This is a genomic window from Psychrobacter sp. JCM 18903, from assembly GCF_000586475.1.
Lineage (GTDB): Bacteria > Pseudomonadota > Gammaproteobacteria > Pseudomonadales > Moraxellaceae > Psychrobacter.
Window position 1 is genome coordinate 71107 of the sequence record NZ_BAWJ01000002.1, and the last position, 15448, is coordinate 86554.

The following is a 15448-nucleotide window of genomic DNA, read 5'->3' on the forward strand; positions in this document are numbered from 1 at the left end:
GCGAGCGCTCAGTGAATACTGAAATCATCAAGATAATCTTAGCCTTTATGGTACTGATTAATCCCTTTAGCGCTTTGACGTTATTTTTGGATTTGACCCGTGGTTATTCGATGAATAATCGACGCAAAGTGGCGCGTGTTGCTTGTTTGACGATTTTTATCACTATTAGTTTCTTTACGGTAGCAGGCGAGACATTACTAAAAGCGCTTGGTATTTCTATCGGCTCGTTTCAGCTGGCAGGCGGTATCTTGGTGTTTTTGATTGCTCTTAATATGATGAATGGCGACGGTAATCCCGTGAAGCCCGATCAAGAAAACTTCGATGTTGACCATGTACAAGACGCGCCGCCCACCATGGCAGCAGCGGTTGTGCCGATCGCCATTCCAATGATGATTGGACCAGGTGGTATCTCGACGGTGATTATTTATTCTTCACAAGTCTCTGGTATTTTGCAGGTATCTGCCATATTGATTGCTGGTTTATTTATCAGTCTGTTTTGCTATCTAGCATTGATGGCGGCAGGTCGTATCAGTCGCTTGTTGGGTGATACTGGATTGAACATCATGAGCCGAATTATGGGGATGTTATTGGCGGCAGTTTCTATCGAAATTATCGTTAATGGCTTACGCACTTTATTTCCTGATTTAGTGTAATGACGCTGCTACGTTATGTTTGTCCGTCAGTTTTTTGACTTATTCCTCAAAGGGCGTGTTGAGTATTCAACCCTAGCACTGACAGTGCTGATTTATGAATGTTTAATACGCCCTAATGAAAAGTACGTGCTAACTCGTATCAAATTTAAACACCAAAGATTCGGTTAGAAGTCATTTTTGGAGAATCGTCATGTCTTAAGCTATGGCCAATTAATCACCAAAAGTATTCGAAAAAACACCATTCATAAAAATATGTTACAGTGGACAGACAACTATTATCATAGGAGTTAGTCTTGAGTAATAAAAGAATTGCTATTTTAGGTGCAGGTCCAAGTGGTTTAGCACAATTACGCGCTTTTGAAGCAGCTCGTTTGGCTGGCGCAAAAAACTTACCTGAGATAGTGTGTTATGAAAAGCAAAACGCTATTGGTGGCATGTGGAACTATAGCTGGCGCACAGGATTAGACAGAAATGGTGAGCCTGTTCACGGTAGTATGTACCGTTATTTGTGGTCCAATGGTCCCAAAGAGTGCTTAGAATTTGCTGATTATTCGTTTGACGAGCATTTTGGTGAAGCGATCCCCTCATACCCACCGCGTGAAGTCCTAAAAGACTACATTATGGGGCGTATCGATAAACAAGATATCCAAAAATACATCCGCTTTGAATGCCCAGTACGTTGGGTATCATTTGATGATGAGACGCAAAAATTCACCGTGACGGTGATGAATCATAAAACCAATGAGCAAGAAGTGGAAGAGTTTGATTATGTCGTCGTGGCGACGGGTCATTTTTCCACGCCCAACATGCCTTACTTTGAAGGGTTAGAAGCTTTCCCCGGTCGCATTCTGCACGCGCATGATTTTCGTGACGCCTTAGAATTCAAAGACGAAGATATTTTGCTCATCGGCAGTAGTTATTCAGCCGAAGACATTGGCACGCAGTGCTATAAGTATGGCACCCAATCAGTCACTATCAGCTATCGCACGCAAGCACTCGGCTATGATTGGCCAGAGGGCATCAAAGAAGTGCCTTTGGTCACCCATTTTGAAGAAGATGTGGCGCATTTTGCCGATGGTAGCAGCCAAAAATTTGATGCCATTATTATGTGTACCGGTTATCTGTTTCATTTCCCCTTTATGCCCGATGAGCTACGTCTGCAAACACATAACTGCTTATATCCAGCCAACTTGCACAAAGGGATTTTCTGGCAGCCAAACCCAAAGCTCATTTATTTAGGTATGCAGGATCAGTACTTCACCTTTAATATGTTTGACGCTCAAGCATGGTATGCACGCGATGTGATGATGGGCGATATCGAATTGCCTGAATTGGTACACCGTGAAGCAGATGAGAAAAAATGGTTGGCAACTTACGCCAAGTGTGTGACGGTCAGTGATTCAATCGACTTTCAAGCCGCTTATATTCGTGATTTAACCAACGCGACCGATTATCCAGAATTTGCAGTTGAAAAACAGGGTGAAATCTTAAAAGAGTGGCAAAAAGACAAAGCCGATAATATTATGACTTTTAGAGAAAAGGCGTATCGCTCTACGTTAACAGGCACGCTATCGCCTGAGTTGCCCGAGCCTTGGTTGGACGTCCTTGATGACTCGCTTGAGCATTTTTTGAACTTAACCTTCGTTAAGCCTAAAAAGCGTAAAAAAGCATCGTAAATAGTAAAAGTGTCAGATTCCAAAAAGTCAAACGCATTTATACAAGGTGTTTGGCTTTTTTATACTTATAATTATACTTATATGTAGAAGCTGTGTTAATGGTTTAGCCTATCACCTATTTTGCCTTTATCGTTGTTTTTAACTTTGGTACAGATGCCACGCCAAATACAACATGAGTATCCCTACCAAAGCATCGAGTATATTCCACGCTTTTGGTTTGGCAAATAATGGTTTGAGTAATCGCGCCCCATAACCTAACGCAAAAAAGAAAAAGAATGAGGCACTGACTGCGCCAACTGCAAATGCCAGCTTACTACTAGCACCCGTTGAAACCATGCCAACGAGTATCAATGTATCTAAGTAGACGTGTGGGTTGAGCCAAGTAAAGCCAAAACATAATAACAGGGCTTTTTTTAAGCTGGTGACGACTTGTCCCTCGACGGTGAGTGCATGTGTGACGCGCACACTGGCATATAAGCTCTGTAATCCATAGCCTAGCAAGAATATGACGCCAGCGAATTTTGCGATATTGACCACTTGCGGATATTGCGCTGTGACCGCGCCAAAACCGCCAACGCCAGCAGAGATTAACAGCGCATCACTGACCGCGCAAAATAAGCAGACAAAAAATATGTGCTCACGTTTGAGCCCTTGTTTGAGTACAAAGGCATTTTGTGAGCCAATCGCGATGATGAGAGATAGCCCAAGTAAGAATCCAGAGGTGTAGTCGGTCGCATTCATAATAGTGTGCTTAGCAGGGGGCGGATGAGAGGTGTTGACATTTTGCTTACTGGCAGAGCGGTAAAAAGCTGTTAAGATACGCTATTGGATAAATCTATGCAATACGAGCGCAATAAGCGTGCACGGGACGAGGGGCAAGGTAGGTCATGGTGGTAAGTCTGACAAGAATGCTAAAGTCATTTGGGCAAGCTCAAGATGACCTGCCAACGCTAGCAGCCAAAAATGCTCAGGAGATGGCTATCAGTCAAGATATAGAGGTGACTGATAACAATAGTAAAAACAATGATAAAAATGATCAAGCTGTCAGTCAGCGTTCCGTACTGACGCCGCCTGAGCGCAGCGAACGTATTTGTGATGCTTTGGCGCAAGTGAGTGATATCAGAACGCCGACACCATTGACTGATCGCTACCTGTCCAATCGCGCTCAGATGCGCCCGACCAATAGACCGCCTTTTGACCCCGATACCTTGTGGTATCTCAAACATGGACGCTGCCCGATTATGACTGAGCTTGTTGATGTGGTCGATGAAGCCACCCTAAACGCCATGCCCATCGAGGCGGTTGCGATACTAGACCGTATCAATGGTAAGTTAAAACGCTATCGTGAGTGGAGCAGTGAGCTCAATGAGCAGCAACAACAGCAACATAATGAACGCCAATTTGTCATCGATAAGCTGGTGTCAGAGAGCATTCCAGAAGCCCTACATCATTATGAGCAGCTACAGCGTTTTAGCCCGCACCGTACCAAAAACAATATGGTGCAAGGAAAAATGACGGCAGGTGACATGCTGACGGATTTGTTTTTAGAGATTGATTATGAGCTTGATGAATTGTTAGATGAGCTGCATCAAACGGTGATGAATCGTTTGGCTTCAACGCACCGTTATGTCAAAAGCCGGACAAAAAGTTAATTACTAATAGATAATGGCTGTTAATTGGCATTATAAAATTAACATAATTCAGAGCTGTGATTGAATTGGGGACACGCCCTAACATGGTTTTCACACAAGCGACGCAATGCATAACAATATAGGGCTTTAATAGAGCCTTATTTTTTTGTTTAATAATAACTATCTATCTTATTTAAAATAATAAGAAATTTCCCAAGCTATTTAGCCAAGCCATTTTATCTAATAATTAGGATACTCTAATGACTCAAGTTACTGCGATGTTTGTCATGTTCATTTTATATGGAGTGTTACCAGTAGCCGGGTTATATCTTGGGTATCGTGGTATCAAAAAAATGACTGCGCCTAAAATGCTTGAGTACAAAGCGATGCCGCAATTGGGTTACATCCCAGAAAAAAGCTTGCCTGTTGAAGTCAAAACAGCACTTGACCAAATCAATGAAAAAGGGGAGAAGCTGCGGGTCATTTATGGCGATACCAATAATGATGGCAAGATAGACGATAAAGACACGGTCAATGAAACCTACATTATGATTCAAAATTTAATGGACAGACATGTGCCACTTGCTGTGACTGACTATCGCCGCTTGCACGACTTAGATGTGGGGGATGCGCGCGCGCTGACACGACCAAAATCAAGCACTCTAATGTGACTGGAAAAGAAGCGCTATTAGATGTATTACGTACCATTAATACTCAGTTTGATGATTTACTGAATGCCTCTTATCACCAAGATGGTCAAAAGCTGCTGGCGACCAATCGCTATCTACAAAAACGCTTTAATAATCCTGCTACTACGACAGATATTGAAAAGCTCGATAGCAATGTTAGTAGTGTCCGTAGTGCTAATACCAATATAGAAATTAAAGCGATTGAAAATCCAACTGGCGCAACTGGTAAGAATGTGAGTGCTGAGAATATTAAACTGTAAAGGCAAAGTGGTGTGATCAAACGATGAAGAGTAAGGGTATATGAGCATCTTAATAGGCATTGGCATTGTGACGACCGTCACCACCTTTTATTTGGGTAAAAAAGGCTGGCATGCGCTGCACAAAGCGGTCGGTATTTCGCCAGGTGTACTCACTTATCAGGATTATGATGCACCGTTGTCATTGTCCAAACTCAGTTGGCAGCAACTAAATTTAAATAAAAAACACCTGAAAAATTTATCAGAGCCACAGCTGCGCCAATTAAAACGTATCGATGAAAAAGTAACCCGCTATCAAGCATATCAAAAATCATTACAAGCTCAGCATAAAACGCCTGCCGTAACCGAGCAACAGTTGTATTGAATAAGATGTTACACACTCGACTGCCTGAAATGCTTGCCAGTCATCATCATCTAGCGAATATTAATATAAGCACTGACAATGCGGATAATGAAAAAAAAGGCGGAAGCCAATCAGTTATTACAGCAGGTATTTAATAATATTGAGCAGCGTCTAGATAGATTATTAGAACAAATGGAAAGTCAGCAGTTGCAAGAGCTACGAGTAATGAGGAATTATATTAATAGCCACGATAGCTAAATATAAGTCGCTAGGTTGACAACGACTCTTTGTAAAACTTATATAAAAAAGCAGCCAATGATTATTCATCATTGGCTGCTTTTTTGTTGTCTACTTTAAAGCGATAACTTTAAAACGATACCATTCACAAAAATTAGAGTAGCAAGGAAAACAAGTGCAAGTACTACACATTGTAGACTAAACGAGTTTGACGCAGCTAATCGTATTTTTTGGGTTTGGTATCACTTAACGCTTGTCGTTGCGGTCACGAGTATTGCGCGTACCACGGCTGGCAGGGCTAGCACTGCTTTTAGGCTTTGCGCTGCTGTTGCGATTGTCGCTACCACTGCGGCTATCGCTACGACTGTCAGTAGCGCGACGCGCTTTAAGCGGCTTGCTTCTGATACGCTCTTGCTTCTCTTTCGCTGCGCCATGCAGACCCGTACCATAACGAGGACGCAAGCTCACTAAATCAGTCAAGGTATTGATATCTTTTCTGTCGAGTTCTAAGAAACGACCAGTACGTAGCTCTTTTGGTAGAGCAATCGTACCGTAACGCGTGCGTAGTAGACGGCTTACTTTCAGGCCTTGTGATTCAAACAAACGACGTACTTCGCGATTACGACCTTCTTTTAGTTGGACGTGATACCACTTGTTGACGCCTTCACCACCGCCTTCTTTGATATCTTCAAACTTTGCAATGCCATCTTCTAGCATAACGCCAGCCGTTAGCGCACGAGCGATATCAGGCGTGACTTCACCCAATACACGGACTGCATATTCACGAGTCACTTCGCCAGACGGATGCATCAAGCGATGCGCCATCTCACCATCATTGGTAAACAATAATAGCCCAGTTGAATTGATGTCCAAGCGACCAACCATCACCCAGCGATCATGAGTCAGTTTTGGTAAACGCTCAAAAACGGTTGGACGGCCTTCTGGATCTTTAGCAGAGCAGACTTCGCCTTCAGGTTTGTAGTAAGCGATAACACGGCGACGCTTTTCGTTTTCAGAGGTGTATTTAATCTGACGACCGTCAACACGAATCTCATCGCCTTGCTCGACGCGATCACCAATGGTCGCAGGTCCGTTATTAACAGTAACACGCCCTGATTTTATGACTTCTTCCATTTGACGGCGTGAGCCAAGACCCATACGGGCGAGGGCTTTCTGTAATTTTTCATCTTTCATAATCATGTCCTTGAGTCGGTGGGTTTACATTTCTCAATGTAAAAAATTGGATTGACTATTCTACGCTATTTTGATGACTTTAGCACGCAAACCAGTATCTACAAACGGTATCAATTTATCGTTTTATATTAATAAAAGAAAGTTTGCTAAATTAAAAGAGATTTCTAAAATAAAAGTTGATTAGGGTGTTATAAAAGTAAGGTATTTGCACACAAATGCTTATATTTATTTTTTAATAAAACAGTGATTTCTTCGAATATTATTAAGATCAATTAAGCAGTATAACCAATACCAAATTTATATTTTTGACAGCATGAACCCTAAAAAATACTGCTAACTCCGTTGAATATGTCTGCCGATTTAGATTTTTCTGTCTTTTTGTTTTTATCGATATGCGCTATACACCTTTTTTGAAAAGGGTTTACCTAAAATAAATTAACTAAAAAAATGTTCTTACATCAATGTTTATAAATATTGCGTTATGTATAGTTTAGGTGTATATTCAATAAATACATCCTTTTTTATGAATATATTGATAGCAGCAAGGCACTTATTTTTGATTCACGAATATAAATATGAGTAACTGTTATGGTTTATAAATATTTCATTTCTGTACAAAAGCGCTCCTTAATAGCAAGTGCGTCTTGCTTATTGCTGACAGTATTGCTCAGCAGTTGCACAATAAATTCAGGACTTCAGTCTGGAAAATTACCCGAGTCAGGGACATTCACTGCAGAAAACGGTCTACAATTCTATATTCAACCTTTGAGTTTGGCTAATCTACCAGCTAAAGAAGCCGTCATCCTTGATCGAGATTTATATCATTTAGTAAAAACATCTGGGCGTGTCAGCTATGGCATTGCTAAAGGGGATGTTCTCAATATTATCCTGACCAATTATCCAGATATTAATGCCTCAACGTCTAGTCTGACTGTTGACCAGCAAGGGTTTATACAATTCCCCTTAATAGGGAGAGTCAAAGCCAGCGGTCTCAGTGTGCCGCAGTTCACTGCCACTTTGCAAAGCAAGCTTCAACGCTATCTCAAATACTCAGATCCTCAGGTCAAAATCATCAACTACCGTGGTAGTAAGTTTTTTGTGGATGGTGAGGTCAAGCAGTCTGGTGAGTTTGTTATCGCAGATGTGCCCATCTCAGTATATGGTGCTATTTCTATGGCGGGTGGTACGACTGATACGGGTGATTCAAACCATATCGTATTAAACCGTCAAGGCAAAAGTTACAAGCTCGGTATCCAATCATTGAATCAAATGGGGCTGTCTGCCAATCAAATATACTTACAAGACGGCGATGCTATTCATGTCAATAGCCAAAGCGCAATAAGGTCTATGTATTGGGAGAATTTGGCAAAATTGAGCCCGTTGCTATTCCTGAGCAAGGCTGAGCCTAGCGCATGTATTAGGTGAGTCAAATGGATTGAATTCTAATACGGCCAACGCCGCCAAAGTATATATCGTTCGGGATAATCCAAAGTATCAATACACCAATATTTATTATGTCGACATGCAGAGCATCACAAGTTTTGCCTTGGCCAGTCGTTTTGACATGCAAGCCAATGACATTCTTTATGTTGACCCAACTGGCTTGGCGCGCTGGAATCGTATTATTAGCGCCATACTGCCTTCAACATCAGCAATCAATGTGATTTCAGGGATATAGGAGTCAGTCATGGGAGCGTTTGATCAAGTCTTGGTCGTTTGTGTTGGCAATATATGCCGCAGCCCGATGGCCGCTGCCATATTAACGGCATATTACCCAGAAAAGCACATTGACTCTGCTGGTCTGTCAGCGCTCGTAGGTCACGCAGCTGATGCCAAAGCGGTTGTATTGATGGCCACTCATAATATAGACATCGGTGCTCATATCGCCAAGCAAATTGATGAAGCATTAGTCAGTCAGGCAGATTTAATTTTGACGATGACAACCAGCCAAACCAAATGGATTGAAAGTCAGTGGTCGCACTGTCGCGGAAAAACCTTTCGAATTGGGCATTGGCTTGATAAAGATATTGCTGACCCTTATCAGCAGGATGACTCAGCATTTGAGAAGAGTAGACAAGATATTATCGATAGTCTTGAACAATGGACTGACAAGATTAGCGACGCGACATCGATTAGAGCGTTGAAGTTCAGCGAATGCTATTAAACGATCAACATTGAGCGATGAGTATATGGTTATGAATAATATAGATTCAAAAGACCTATCAACGTCTACGGGCGAAAAAAACAATGACGACATCGATTTAATGGCGCTGGTTTTAGTATTGTTACGTGGTTGGAAAATCATTGCTCTCATGGCGATATTGGGGCTTTTACTAGGGCTTTTGTATACCCGCTATGTGAATCCCATCTATAAATCAGATGCGCTGATACAGATTGAAGAAAATACTCAAGGAATAGAGGCGCTTGGTGAGAGTATCTCAGAGTTGGTTGGTGCAGAAGTCAGCAAAGCGGAGACAGAAGCAGAGCTGATACGATCACGTATGATATTGGAGCCAGTGGTTGAGCGATTGCACCTGCGCATTAAGCTAACAGATCCCAATATTGGTCATCTTGATAGAATAAAAAGCAATCGTACTTACACGCAATTAAACACACCCGATGATGTGTCACTTGATACCGAAAATGGCATAGTAAAAGTCCGCCAATTTGATGTATCACCAGCGTACTTAAACCAACCTTTTACACTAAAAAAATCTGCTACAGGGTTTGTTTTGAGCAATGGGTTTGATGAATTCAAAGGTCAGCTTGGTCAGGCGCATCAGTTTAAAGGGTTGGACGGTCAGATTAATATTACTGTCACAGAGTTACCTGCTGATGGTTACCCAATTAATATTAGTAAGCAGACGATAAAGGCTGCGACTGACGCTATCAACAGCGCCTTATCCGTTGAAGAAAAAGGTCAAAAAACGGGGATCATTCAGCTGTCGATGACGGGTCCCAACCAAGAGCAAATCACGACTATCCTCAATCAGATCGTCCGATCTTACGTCGATCAAAATCAATCTCGCGGTTCTGAAGAAACGACCAAAACACTTGCCTTTATGGAAACGCAGATCCCTCTATTAAAAGAAAAATTAGAGACTTCTGAAGCACTGTTTAATGACTTTCGTAAAAAATATGGCACGATTGATGTGGGTAAAGAAGCCGAGTTGTTATTGAATGAGAAGTCTCGCATCGATGAGCAGCTCAATGAGCTTAAACTAAAAAAAGCAGACCTAACCACTTATTATACCGAAGAACATCCACTGGTCATTCAAATTAATGAACAGCTCAAAGTGCTTAATAATAGAACAAGAGAGATAGATAATACCATTGCAGGTCTACCTGAAATACAGCGAGAGTTTCTAAAGCTATCAGAAGATACGGCAATCAATCGAGAAATCTATCTGACGCTGCTCAAAAATTATGAGCAACTTAAAATCGTCAAGGCTGGTCAAATCGGCTATGCCCGTATTATCGATTCACCGACCAGTACCTTTAATGCCATTGCACCAAATAAACTACAAATCCTGATGCTGACCACATTGATAGGCATGATGTTTGGGGTGATGCTGGTGCTCTTGAAGAACCTTGTTAGAAATGTCGTAAAAGATCCAGAGCATTTAGAGGTCACAACGGGCATCCCTGTCATTGCAACGATTCCACGCTCACCCTTACTGTCGAGGTTGAGTAAAAAGAAGAATTCCACCCCTCGCATGCTCGCTCATGTTGATCACAGTAGTTTGAGTTATGAGGCGATCAAAAGTTTAAGAACCAATTTGATGTTTGGTATGCCAATGGGGACAGCGGTCGGGCAGCCCGCGCAAGTCATATTGATTACTGGGGAGAGCCTGGTGTGGGCAAGTCGTTTATCGCTGCCAATTTATCAGAGGTATTTGCCCAGCTCAACAAAAAAGTCTTGGTCATAGATGGTGACATGCGCTTAGGTGAGCTGCATAAAATGTTTAATATGAGCCAACATGATGGTCTTGCCGATTATTTGTTGCAGGATAAAAAGCATTTTTCTCCGATTGATGGTACTCGATCAGACAGTGAGGTTCCTAGCTTAGGGGTCGAAAGCTTTATTCACCCCACTGGTATGGAGTTGATTGATTTCATACCGCGCGGACGGCAACCGCATAATCCCACCTCCTTATTGATGGGCGAAAAATTCAATCATTTGATGGCAGAATTAAAAACTCAATACGATTATATTGTCATCGACTCACCCCCGATATTGGCGGCGTCAGATGCTATGGTACTTGCGCAACATGCAGACAAAGTACTCATCGTTACGAAGTTTAATCATTCAATAGAAGGCAGCTGGTTTATGCGATCAAGCAAATGAATAAAGCCAATGTACAAGTAGATGGCATTATTCTCAATGATGTACAGCAGGGTCTTATGGATAAATATAGCTATCATTATCATTATGCCTATGGAGATAACCACTAGTTTGCGTGGTAGTCGCTTATAAGCAAACCAACTTAATTGGGTGGATATTATGTTGATAAAAACAGAGTCAAACAATGCTTATCAATCGTCCAGTGGTTTTAATCAATGGTCGAAGCGTGTGGCTCTGTATTTATTGTCATTACCACGCCTGACTAAAAGCACCCTCTTATTTAGTATAGATTTTGCCATGTCGATCTTTTGCCTTTTATTGGCATTGATGCTACGACAAGGATATGTGGCTTCTCATATCAGTCTTGCAGCATTGGCTTTTTATGCATTCGTGCCGGTTGCTAGCTTATATCTTATTGGTTTTTATCGCAGCGCCTCTCGAGGGTTTTTTGATGCAGTGATGGGTCGTGTGCTGCAACTGTTTTTTTTACTTATTATTGTTTATCAAGTCATCATTTATTTGAGCCCATCAGCGACAATACCACGCTCAGCCCCCGTTATATTTTTATTTTTATTTTTTATTTGGCTGTGGAATAGTAGGCTCATGATCCGCGCGTTACTGAAACGTCTACAGGGTACAGGTCAAAACCGTCGTCCAAATGCCTGTTGTGACAATGTGATTATCTATGGTGCAGGAGAAGCTGGTAGAGAGTTGCTAGAAAGTTTGAGGCATTCTTATCAGTACAATGTAGTGGCGTATATCGATGATGACCCGCAGCTTACTGGGGCTTATTTGCATAGCAAACAAATATATGCAGCTCACGCGCTTCCGTGGTTGATAGAAAAACTCAATGTGGCGCAGGTGATTTTGGCCATGCCCTCTATGAGCCGTGGTCGTAAAAAACAGATTATGGACAGTCTGTCAGGTATCTCCGTTAAGATAAAAGACTTGCCAAGCTTACGTGAGCTTGCTGATGAGATAGTAACTGTCAGTCATATACGACCCGTTGACATATTAGATGTGCTCGAACGAGAAACAGTCGAACCTGTTGCGGAGTTGCTACAAAAAAACATCACGGGCAAAAACGTTCTCGTTACCGGGGCAGGTGGTTCAATCGGTAGTGAGCTGTGTCGGCAAATCATCAAAAATAAGCCTAAATGCTTGGTGCTATATGAACAGTCTGAGTATGCTTTATACACCATAGATCAAGAACTTAGTAACCTCAAAAAAGCGGATGCTGATTATCACAACATTGAGATTATTAGCGTCATCGGCAGTGTCAGTAACGAAAAAAAATTAATCAATATATTCGAAAAAAACCATATAAAAACGATTTATCACGCTGCAGCCTATAAGCATGTGCCTATTGTTGAATCCAATCCCTTTGAGCACCATCAATAATACCAAAGGCACCTACCATTGTGCCCGTGCTGCGATACAGGCCCGCGTTGAGACTTTTGTGCTGATTTCTACTGACAAAGCTGTGCGACCTACCAATGTCATGGGAGCGTCCAAACGCTTAGCTGAGCTGGTCTGCCAAGGATTGAGCCAAAGTAACAGTCAGACTTGTTTTAGCATGGTGCGTTTTGGCAATGTTTTAGGGTCATCAGGCTCTGTGGTGCCGTTATTTACCAAACAGATTGAGCAAGGCGGTCCGATCACCATCACTCATCCAGACATCACACGCTATTTTATGACGATTCCAGAAGCGGCCAGTTTGGTTATTCAGGCAGGTGCGATGGCATTCGGTGGTGAAGTGTTTGTGCTTGATATGGGCGCACCCGTCAAAATTGTTGATCTGGCAAAACGTATGATTCGTTTGACAGGTTGTGAGCTAAAAGATGATAGCAATCCCAATGGCGATATCGAAATCGTATTTACTGGCTTGAGACCGGGTGAAAAGCTCTACGAGGAGTTAATCATTGGTGAAGACAATATCGAACCTACTTTTCATCCATTGATTATGCAAGCAATGGAGCACAGCTTTCCTTTACAAGATATCGAAAATATTTTATTTGAATTTGCAAAAAAAGCAAAGCAGCAGGATGTGGTCTGGCTGAAAACACAGTTTAAGTTTTTTGTCGAAGGTTACCGAGAAGGATCTGATAAAGATGGCGAGGTAGAGAAAGTAGATACCACACTGACAGATGAAATGGGTTAATAGAGAGAGGCGCGCTGTCATAAATTCCTTACAAGTTCTGTGAGTCACTAAATTGGACAATATGTCATGAGCTCTGGAGTATTTTCATCGATACAGAGCACAATAAACAGGTTGAAAACCAGTCACTTTGTGCGAGATGTGGTCATGGTCGGTGGCGGGATTGCTGCTGGGCAGGCCATCGCCATGATTTTTATGCCATTTCTCACCAGACTATATAGACCTGAGGATTTCGGTATCGCTGCTGCCTTTACTGCTATCGTCAGCATTATTACGCCGATTGCCACTATGGGCTATGCAAATGCAATCGTGATGCCAGACAGTGACGAGGATGCTGCGGCAATTGCCCGATTGTCTATATTGCTCAGTGTGTTTATAGCTGTCTTCTCATTCATTGTTGTCTATGTCGGTAAGTTTCATTTGGCAAGTTGGATGGGTATGGAAAGCACACCAAACATGCTATATCTCATACCATTAACGCTATTAGTCGGTGCTTTTCTTTCTGTCGCTGATCAGTCTGCTATTAGGGTGGGCTTATTTAAAGCGAAAGCTCGAGCTTATGTGGAAAGCAAGCTTGTGACAGATAGTAGTAAGCTGATAGGCGGTATGCTAGCACCTTCAGGGATGTTACTTATTTTATTGACGATAGCAGGGCAGCTCACAAACTTTATCATGCAGATGCTTCGTGTACCTAGAGTAGGTGTATTAAATGTGCGTCATTGGTTTGGTACTAAGGGTATTCGACATGCCGCCATATCGCAGCGTGATTTTGCGATATATCGTATGCCACAAAGTATCCTGAATGCAGCTTCAGTGGGGTTGCCAACTATCTTGTTAGCGTCATTATTTAGTGCCTCTTCTGCAGGGCAGTATTCGTTGGCTGTCCTTGTGCTTGGTGCACCCGCGATGCTGTTAGGTCAGGCGGTTGGAGAGGTTTTCTATCCTAAAATTACGCGTGCCATCACAGCAAATTCATCTGAGGCTTATCAATTTTTATTAAAAGTGACGTTGATTTTATTGGTGGTAGGTATTATGCCATTCGGTACAGTGTTCGTTTTTGGCGATTATCTTTTTTCTTTAGTGTTCGGTGCAGAGTGGGCATTGGCAGGTAGTTATTCGCAGTGGCTGTCTATTTGGCTTTTGACCAGTTTAGTGTCTGGTGCGAGTACTGCGGCATTGCCAGCATTACGTTTACAGCGATTCCTTTTGATTAGAGAAGTGTTTGCAGTGGTATTTCGTGCTGCAGCGCTGTATGTAGGTTTTTACGTTTTTGAGTCAGATATGATAGCCATTGCCCTTTTCTCATTTGTTGGGGTTTTGCTCAGTTTATCTATCATTTATGTCGCTTTTCGGCGTCTTGTTCATATCGATGAAGTGGAGCAGTAGGTACATTTTTTGACTGCTTTAAATGTCACAAAGGATATGTATAAGAAGTCTCAACTTGAGAGGCTCACTATGATTTCAGTTATTATCGCCGCATTCAATGCCGCTGCTACTATTGATCGTTGTATTAATAGTATTGACGTTGCGAAAAAGAGTCACGACATTGAGCTGATAGTCATTGACGATGGTTCTAAAGATAATACTGCTAGCCTATTGCATAGCTGGGCGAGTGCTAAGACATGGATTACGGTGAAATATCAAAAGAATGCAGGCGTGGCAGAGGCTCGTAATACTGGGCTCGATATAGCAACCGGCAATTACATCGTTTTTATAGACGCGGATGACACCATTGATGATTGGTATTTTGATTTTGTCTTTGAACAAGCTGTAGATCGAGATGTCGAGATGTTGGCATTTGGTCATAAACGCATGATGCTGGATGGCTCTGTTATTGAGCGTCCTAATAGTGCGGCAGAATACTTACGGCAAGATATTGAAACGCTACAACTGAGAGTGACAGAGAATAGACATATATATTGGTACGCCTGTACCAAGGTGTATAGCAAAAATTTAATCGCAGAGCTGCGTTTCGATAGTGACGTCAAATTTGGTGAGGATGGTATTTTTAATATCGCATGTCTAAGCAAAGCGAATCGTTTATCGGTGCTGCCAGACTGTCCATACAACTATTATGAAAATGCGACCTCTATAACAAGTTCACAATATAAATCAGGCTTTTGGAGTCCATTGAAGCGGACTATACAGCCAGAGTCAGGATACATGATTGGTCGATCAGTGCTACTGAAAAGCAAGTGCTATTATCGGACTTTGCTCGTAGTTATGTCGAGCATATGCTGCCATATTTACTTAATAATTTAGCGC

General features: G+C 42.1%; 18 protein-coding genes. 16 read left to right on the top strand and 2 right to left on the bottom strand.

Annotation, left to right across the window (positions count from 1 at the left end):
* Nucleotides 1–11: 11 nt before the first annotated feature.
* Both TT12_RS01840 and TT12_RS01845 read left to right on the top strand, forming a co-directional pair.
* Complete coding sequence (locus tag TT12_RS01840; RefSeq protein WP_083475671.1) at nucleotides 12–653, top strand: MarC family protein; 642 nt, start codon at nucleotides 12–14, stop codon at nucleotides 651–653.
* A gap of 293 nt (nucleotides 654–946) precedes the next feature.
* On the top strand, nucleotides 947–2329 hold the full coding sequence (locus tag TT12_RS01845; protein WP_045451699.1) for a trimethylamine monooxygenase: 1383 nt from the start codon (nucleotides 947–949) through the stop codon (nucleotides 2327–2329).
* 138 nt (nucleotides 2330–2467) lie between these two features.
* On the opposite strand, the gene TT12_RS01850 is transcribed toward TT12_RS01845, so the two are convergent.
* Nucleotides 2468–3070, bottom strand: a complete 603-nt coding sequence (locus TT12_RS01850) for a LysE/ArgO family amino acid transporter (protein WP_045451702.1) — start codon at nucleotides 3068–3070, stop codon at nucleotides 2468–2470.
* Between the two features lie 146 nt (nucleotides 3071–3216).
* Between TT12_RS01850 and TT12_RS01855 the strand changes: the two genes are divergently transcribed.
* From TT12_RS01855 to TT12_RS16095, 5 genes are all read left to right on the top strand, one after another.
* Nucleotides 3217–3981 (top strand): hypothetical protein, encoded by a 765-nt coding sequence (locus TT12_RS01855; RefSeq protein WP_243443233.1) that lies wholly within the window; start codon nucleotides 3217–3219, stop codon nucleotides 3979–3981.
* A gap of 239 nt (nucleotides 3982–4220) precedes the next feature.
* Nucleotides 4221–4631, top strand: a complete 411-nt coding sequence (locus TT12_RS16080; protein WP_243443234.1) for a hypothetical protein — start codon at nucleotides 4221–4223, stop codon at nucleotides 4629–4631.
* Nucleotides 4628–4909, top strand: coding sequence for a hypothetical protein (locus TT12_RS16085; protein ID WP_243443235.1), 282 nt, complete (start codon nucleotides 4628–4630; stop codon nucleotides 4907–4909). The genes TT12_RS16080 and TT12_RS16085 overlap by 4 nt, the downstream gene beginning before the upstream one ends.
* Nucleotides 4910–4949: 40 nt before the next feature.
* The gene (locus TT12_RS16090; RefSeq protein ID WP_243443236.1) at nucleotides 4950–5270 is read left to right on the top strand and encodes a hypothetical protein; all 321 of its coding nucleotides are present in this window, start codon (nucleotides 4950–4952) and stop codon (nucleotides 5268–5270) included.
* 87 nt (nucleotides 5271–5357) lie between these two features.
* A complete protein-coding gene (locus TT12_RS16095; RefSeq protein ID WP_243443237.1) occupies nucleotides 5358–5507 on the top strand; it encodes a hypothetical protein in 150 nt (49 codons plus the stop codon).
* A gap of 225 nt (nucleotides 5508–5732) precedes the next feature.
* Here the strand turns inward: TT12_RS16095 and rluB are convergent, their stop codons facing one another.
* Nucleotides 5733–6680 (bottom strand): 23S rRNA pseudouridine(2605) synthase RluB, encoded by a 948-nt coding sequence (gene rluB / locus TT12_RS01870; RefSeq protein WP_045451708.1) that lies wholly within the window; start codon nucleotides 6678–6680, stop codon nucleotides 5733–5735.
* Between the two features lie 588 nt (nucleotides 6681–7268).
* Here rluB and TT12_RS01875 point away from each other — a divergent pair.
* From TT12_RS01875 to TT12_RS01900, 9 genes are all read left to right on the top strand, one after another.
* On the top strand, nucleotides 7269–8105 hold the full coding sequence (locus TT12_RS01875; protein WP_243443238.1) for a polysaccharide biosynthesis/export family protein: 837 nt from the start codon (nucleotides 7269–7271) through the stop codon (nucleotides 8103–8105).
* Between the two features lie 10 nt (nucleotides 8106–8115).
* Nucleotides 8116–8358, top strand: a complete 243-nt coding sequence (locus tag TT12_RS16100; protein ID WP_243443239.1) for a hypothetical protein — start codon at nucleotides 8116–8118, stop codon at nucleotides 8356–8358.
* Nucleotides 8359–8367: 9 nt separating this feature from the next.
* On the top strand, nucleotides 8368–8844 hold the full coding sequence (locus TT12_RS01880) for a low molecular weight protein-tyrosine-phosphatase (protein ID WP_045451711.1): 477 nt from the start codon (nucleotides 8368–8370) through the stop codon (nucleotides 8842–8844).
* Between the two features lie 31 nt (nucleotides 8845–8875).
* Complete coding sequence (locus tag TT12_RS01885) at nucleotides 8876–10609, top strand: GNVR domain-containing protein (protein WP_243443240.1); 1734 nt, start codon at nucleotides 8876–8878, stop codon at nucleotides 10607–10609.
* Nucleotides 10537–11028: a CpsD/CapB family tyrosine-protein kinase gene (locus TT12_RS16105; protein ID WP_243443241.1), complete on the top strand. Its 492-nt coding sequence runs from the start codon at nucleotides 10537–10539 to the stop codon at nucleotides 11026–11028. Before TT12_RS01885 ends, TT12_RS16105 begins: the two co-directional genes overlap by 73 nt.
* 156 nt (nucleotides 11029–11184) lie before the next feature.
* The gene (locus tag TT12_RS18115; RefSeq protein ID WP_279378773.1) at nucleotides 11185–12426 is read left to right on the top strand and encodes a polysaccharide biosynthesis protein; all 1242 of its coding nucleotides are present in this window, start codon (nucleotides 11185–11187) and stop codon (nucleotides 12424–12426) included.
* Nucleotides 12410–13186, top strand: coding sequence for a polysaccharide biosynthesis protein (locus TT12_RS18120; RefSeq protein WP_279378774.1), 777 nt, complete (start codon nucleotides 12410–12412; stop codon nucleotides 13184–13186). Before TT12_RS18115 ends, TT12_RS18120 begins: the two co-directional genes overlap by 17 nt.
* Before the next feature lie 111 nt (nucleotides 13187–13297).
* Nucleotides 13298–14569, top strand: coding sequence for an oligosaccharide flippase family protein (locus TT12_RS01895; protein WP_045451714.1), 1272 nt, complete (start codon nucleotides 13298–13300; stop codon nucleotides 14567–14569).
* A 69-nt stretch (nucleotides 14570–14638) separates the two neighbouring features.
* On the top strand, nucleotides 14639–15445 hold the full coding sequence (locus tag TT12_RS01900) for a glycosyltransferase family 2 protein (protein WP_045451719.1): 807 nt from the start codon (nucleotides 14639–14641) through the stop codon (nucleotides 15443–15445).
* The last annotated feature ends 3 nt before the right edge of the window (nucleotides 15446–15448 follow it).

Bases quoted from the DNA above. Each gene is read 5' to 3' on its own strand.
- TT12_RS01850 (WP_045451702.1), bottom strand. From the start codon at position 3,070: ATGAATGCGACCGACTACACCTCTGGATTCTTACTTGGGCTATCTCTC.
- TT12_RS01855 (WP_243443233.1), top strand. From the start codon at position 3,217: ATGGTGGTAAGTCTGACAAGAATGCTAAAGTCATTTGGGCAAGCTCAA.
- TT12_RS16080 (WP_243443234.1), top strand. From the start codon at position 4,221: ATGACTCAAGTTACTGCGATGTTTGTCATGTTCATTTTATATGGAGTG.
- TT12_RS16090 (WP_243443236.1), top strand. From the start codon at position 4,950: ATGAGCATCTTAATAGGCATTGGCATTGTGACGACCGTCACCACCTTT.
- TT12_RS16095 (WP_243443237.1), top strand. From the start codon at position 5,358: ATGAAAAAAAAGGCGGAAGCCAATCAGTTATTACAGCAGGTATTTAAT.
- rluB (WP_045451708.1), bottom strand. From the start codon at position 6,680: ATGAAAGATGAAAAATTACAGAAAGCCCTCGCCCGTATGGGTCTTGGC.
- TT12_RS01875 (WP_243443238.1), top strand. From the start codon at position 7,269: ATGGTTTATAAATATTTCATTTCTGTACAAAAGCGCTCCTTAATAGCA.
- TT12_RS01880 (WP_045451711.1), top strand. From the start codon at position 8,368: ATGGGAGCGTTTGATCAAGTCTTGGTCGTTTGTGTTGGCAATATATGC.
- TT12_RS01885 (WP_243443240.1), top strand. From the start codon at position 8,876: ATGAATAATATAGATTCAAAAGACCTATCAACGTCTACGGGCGAAAAA.
- TT12_RS18115 (WP_279378773.1), top strand. From the start codon at position 11,185: ATGTTGATAAAAACAGAGTCAAACAATGCTTATCAATCGTCCAGTGGT.
- TT12_RS01900 (WP_045451719.1), top strand. From the start codon at position 14,639: ATGATTTCAGTTATTATCGCCGCATTCAATGCCGCTGCTACTATTGAT.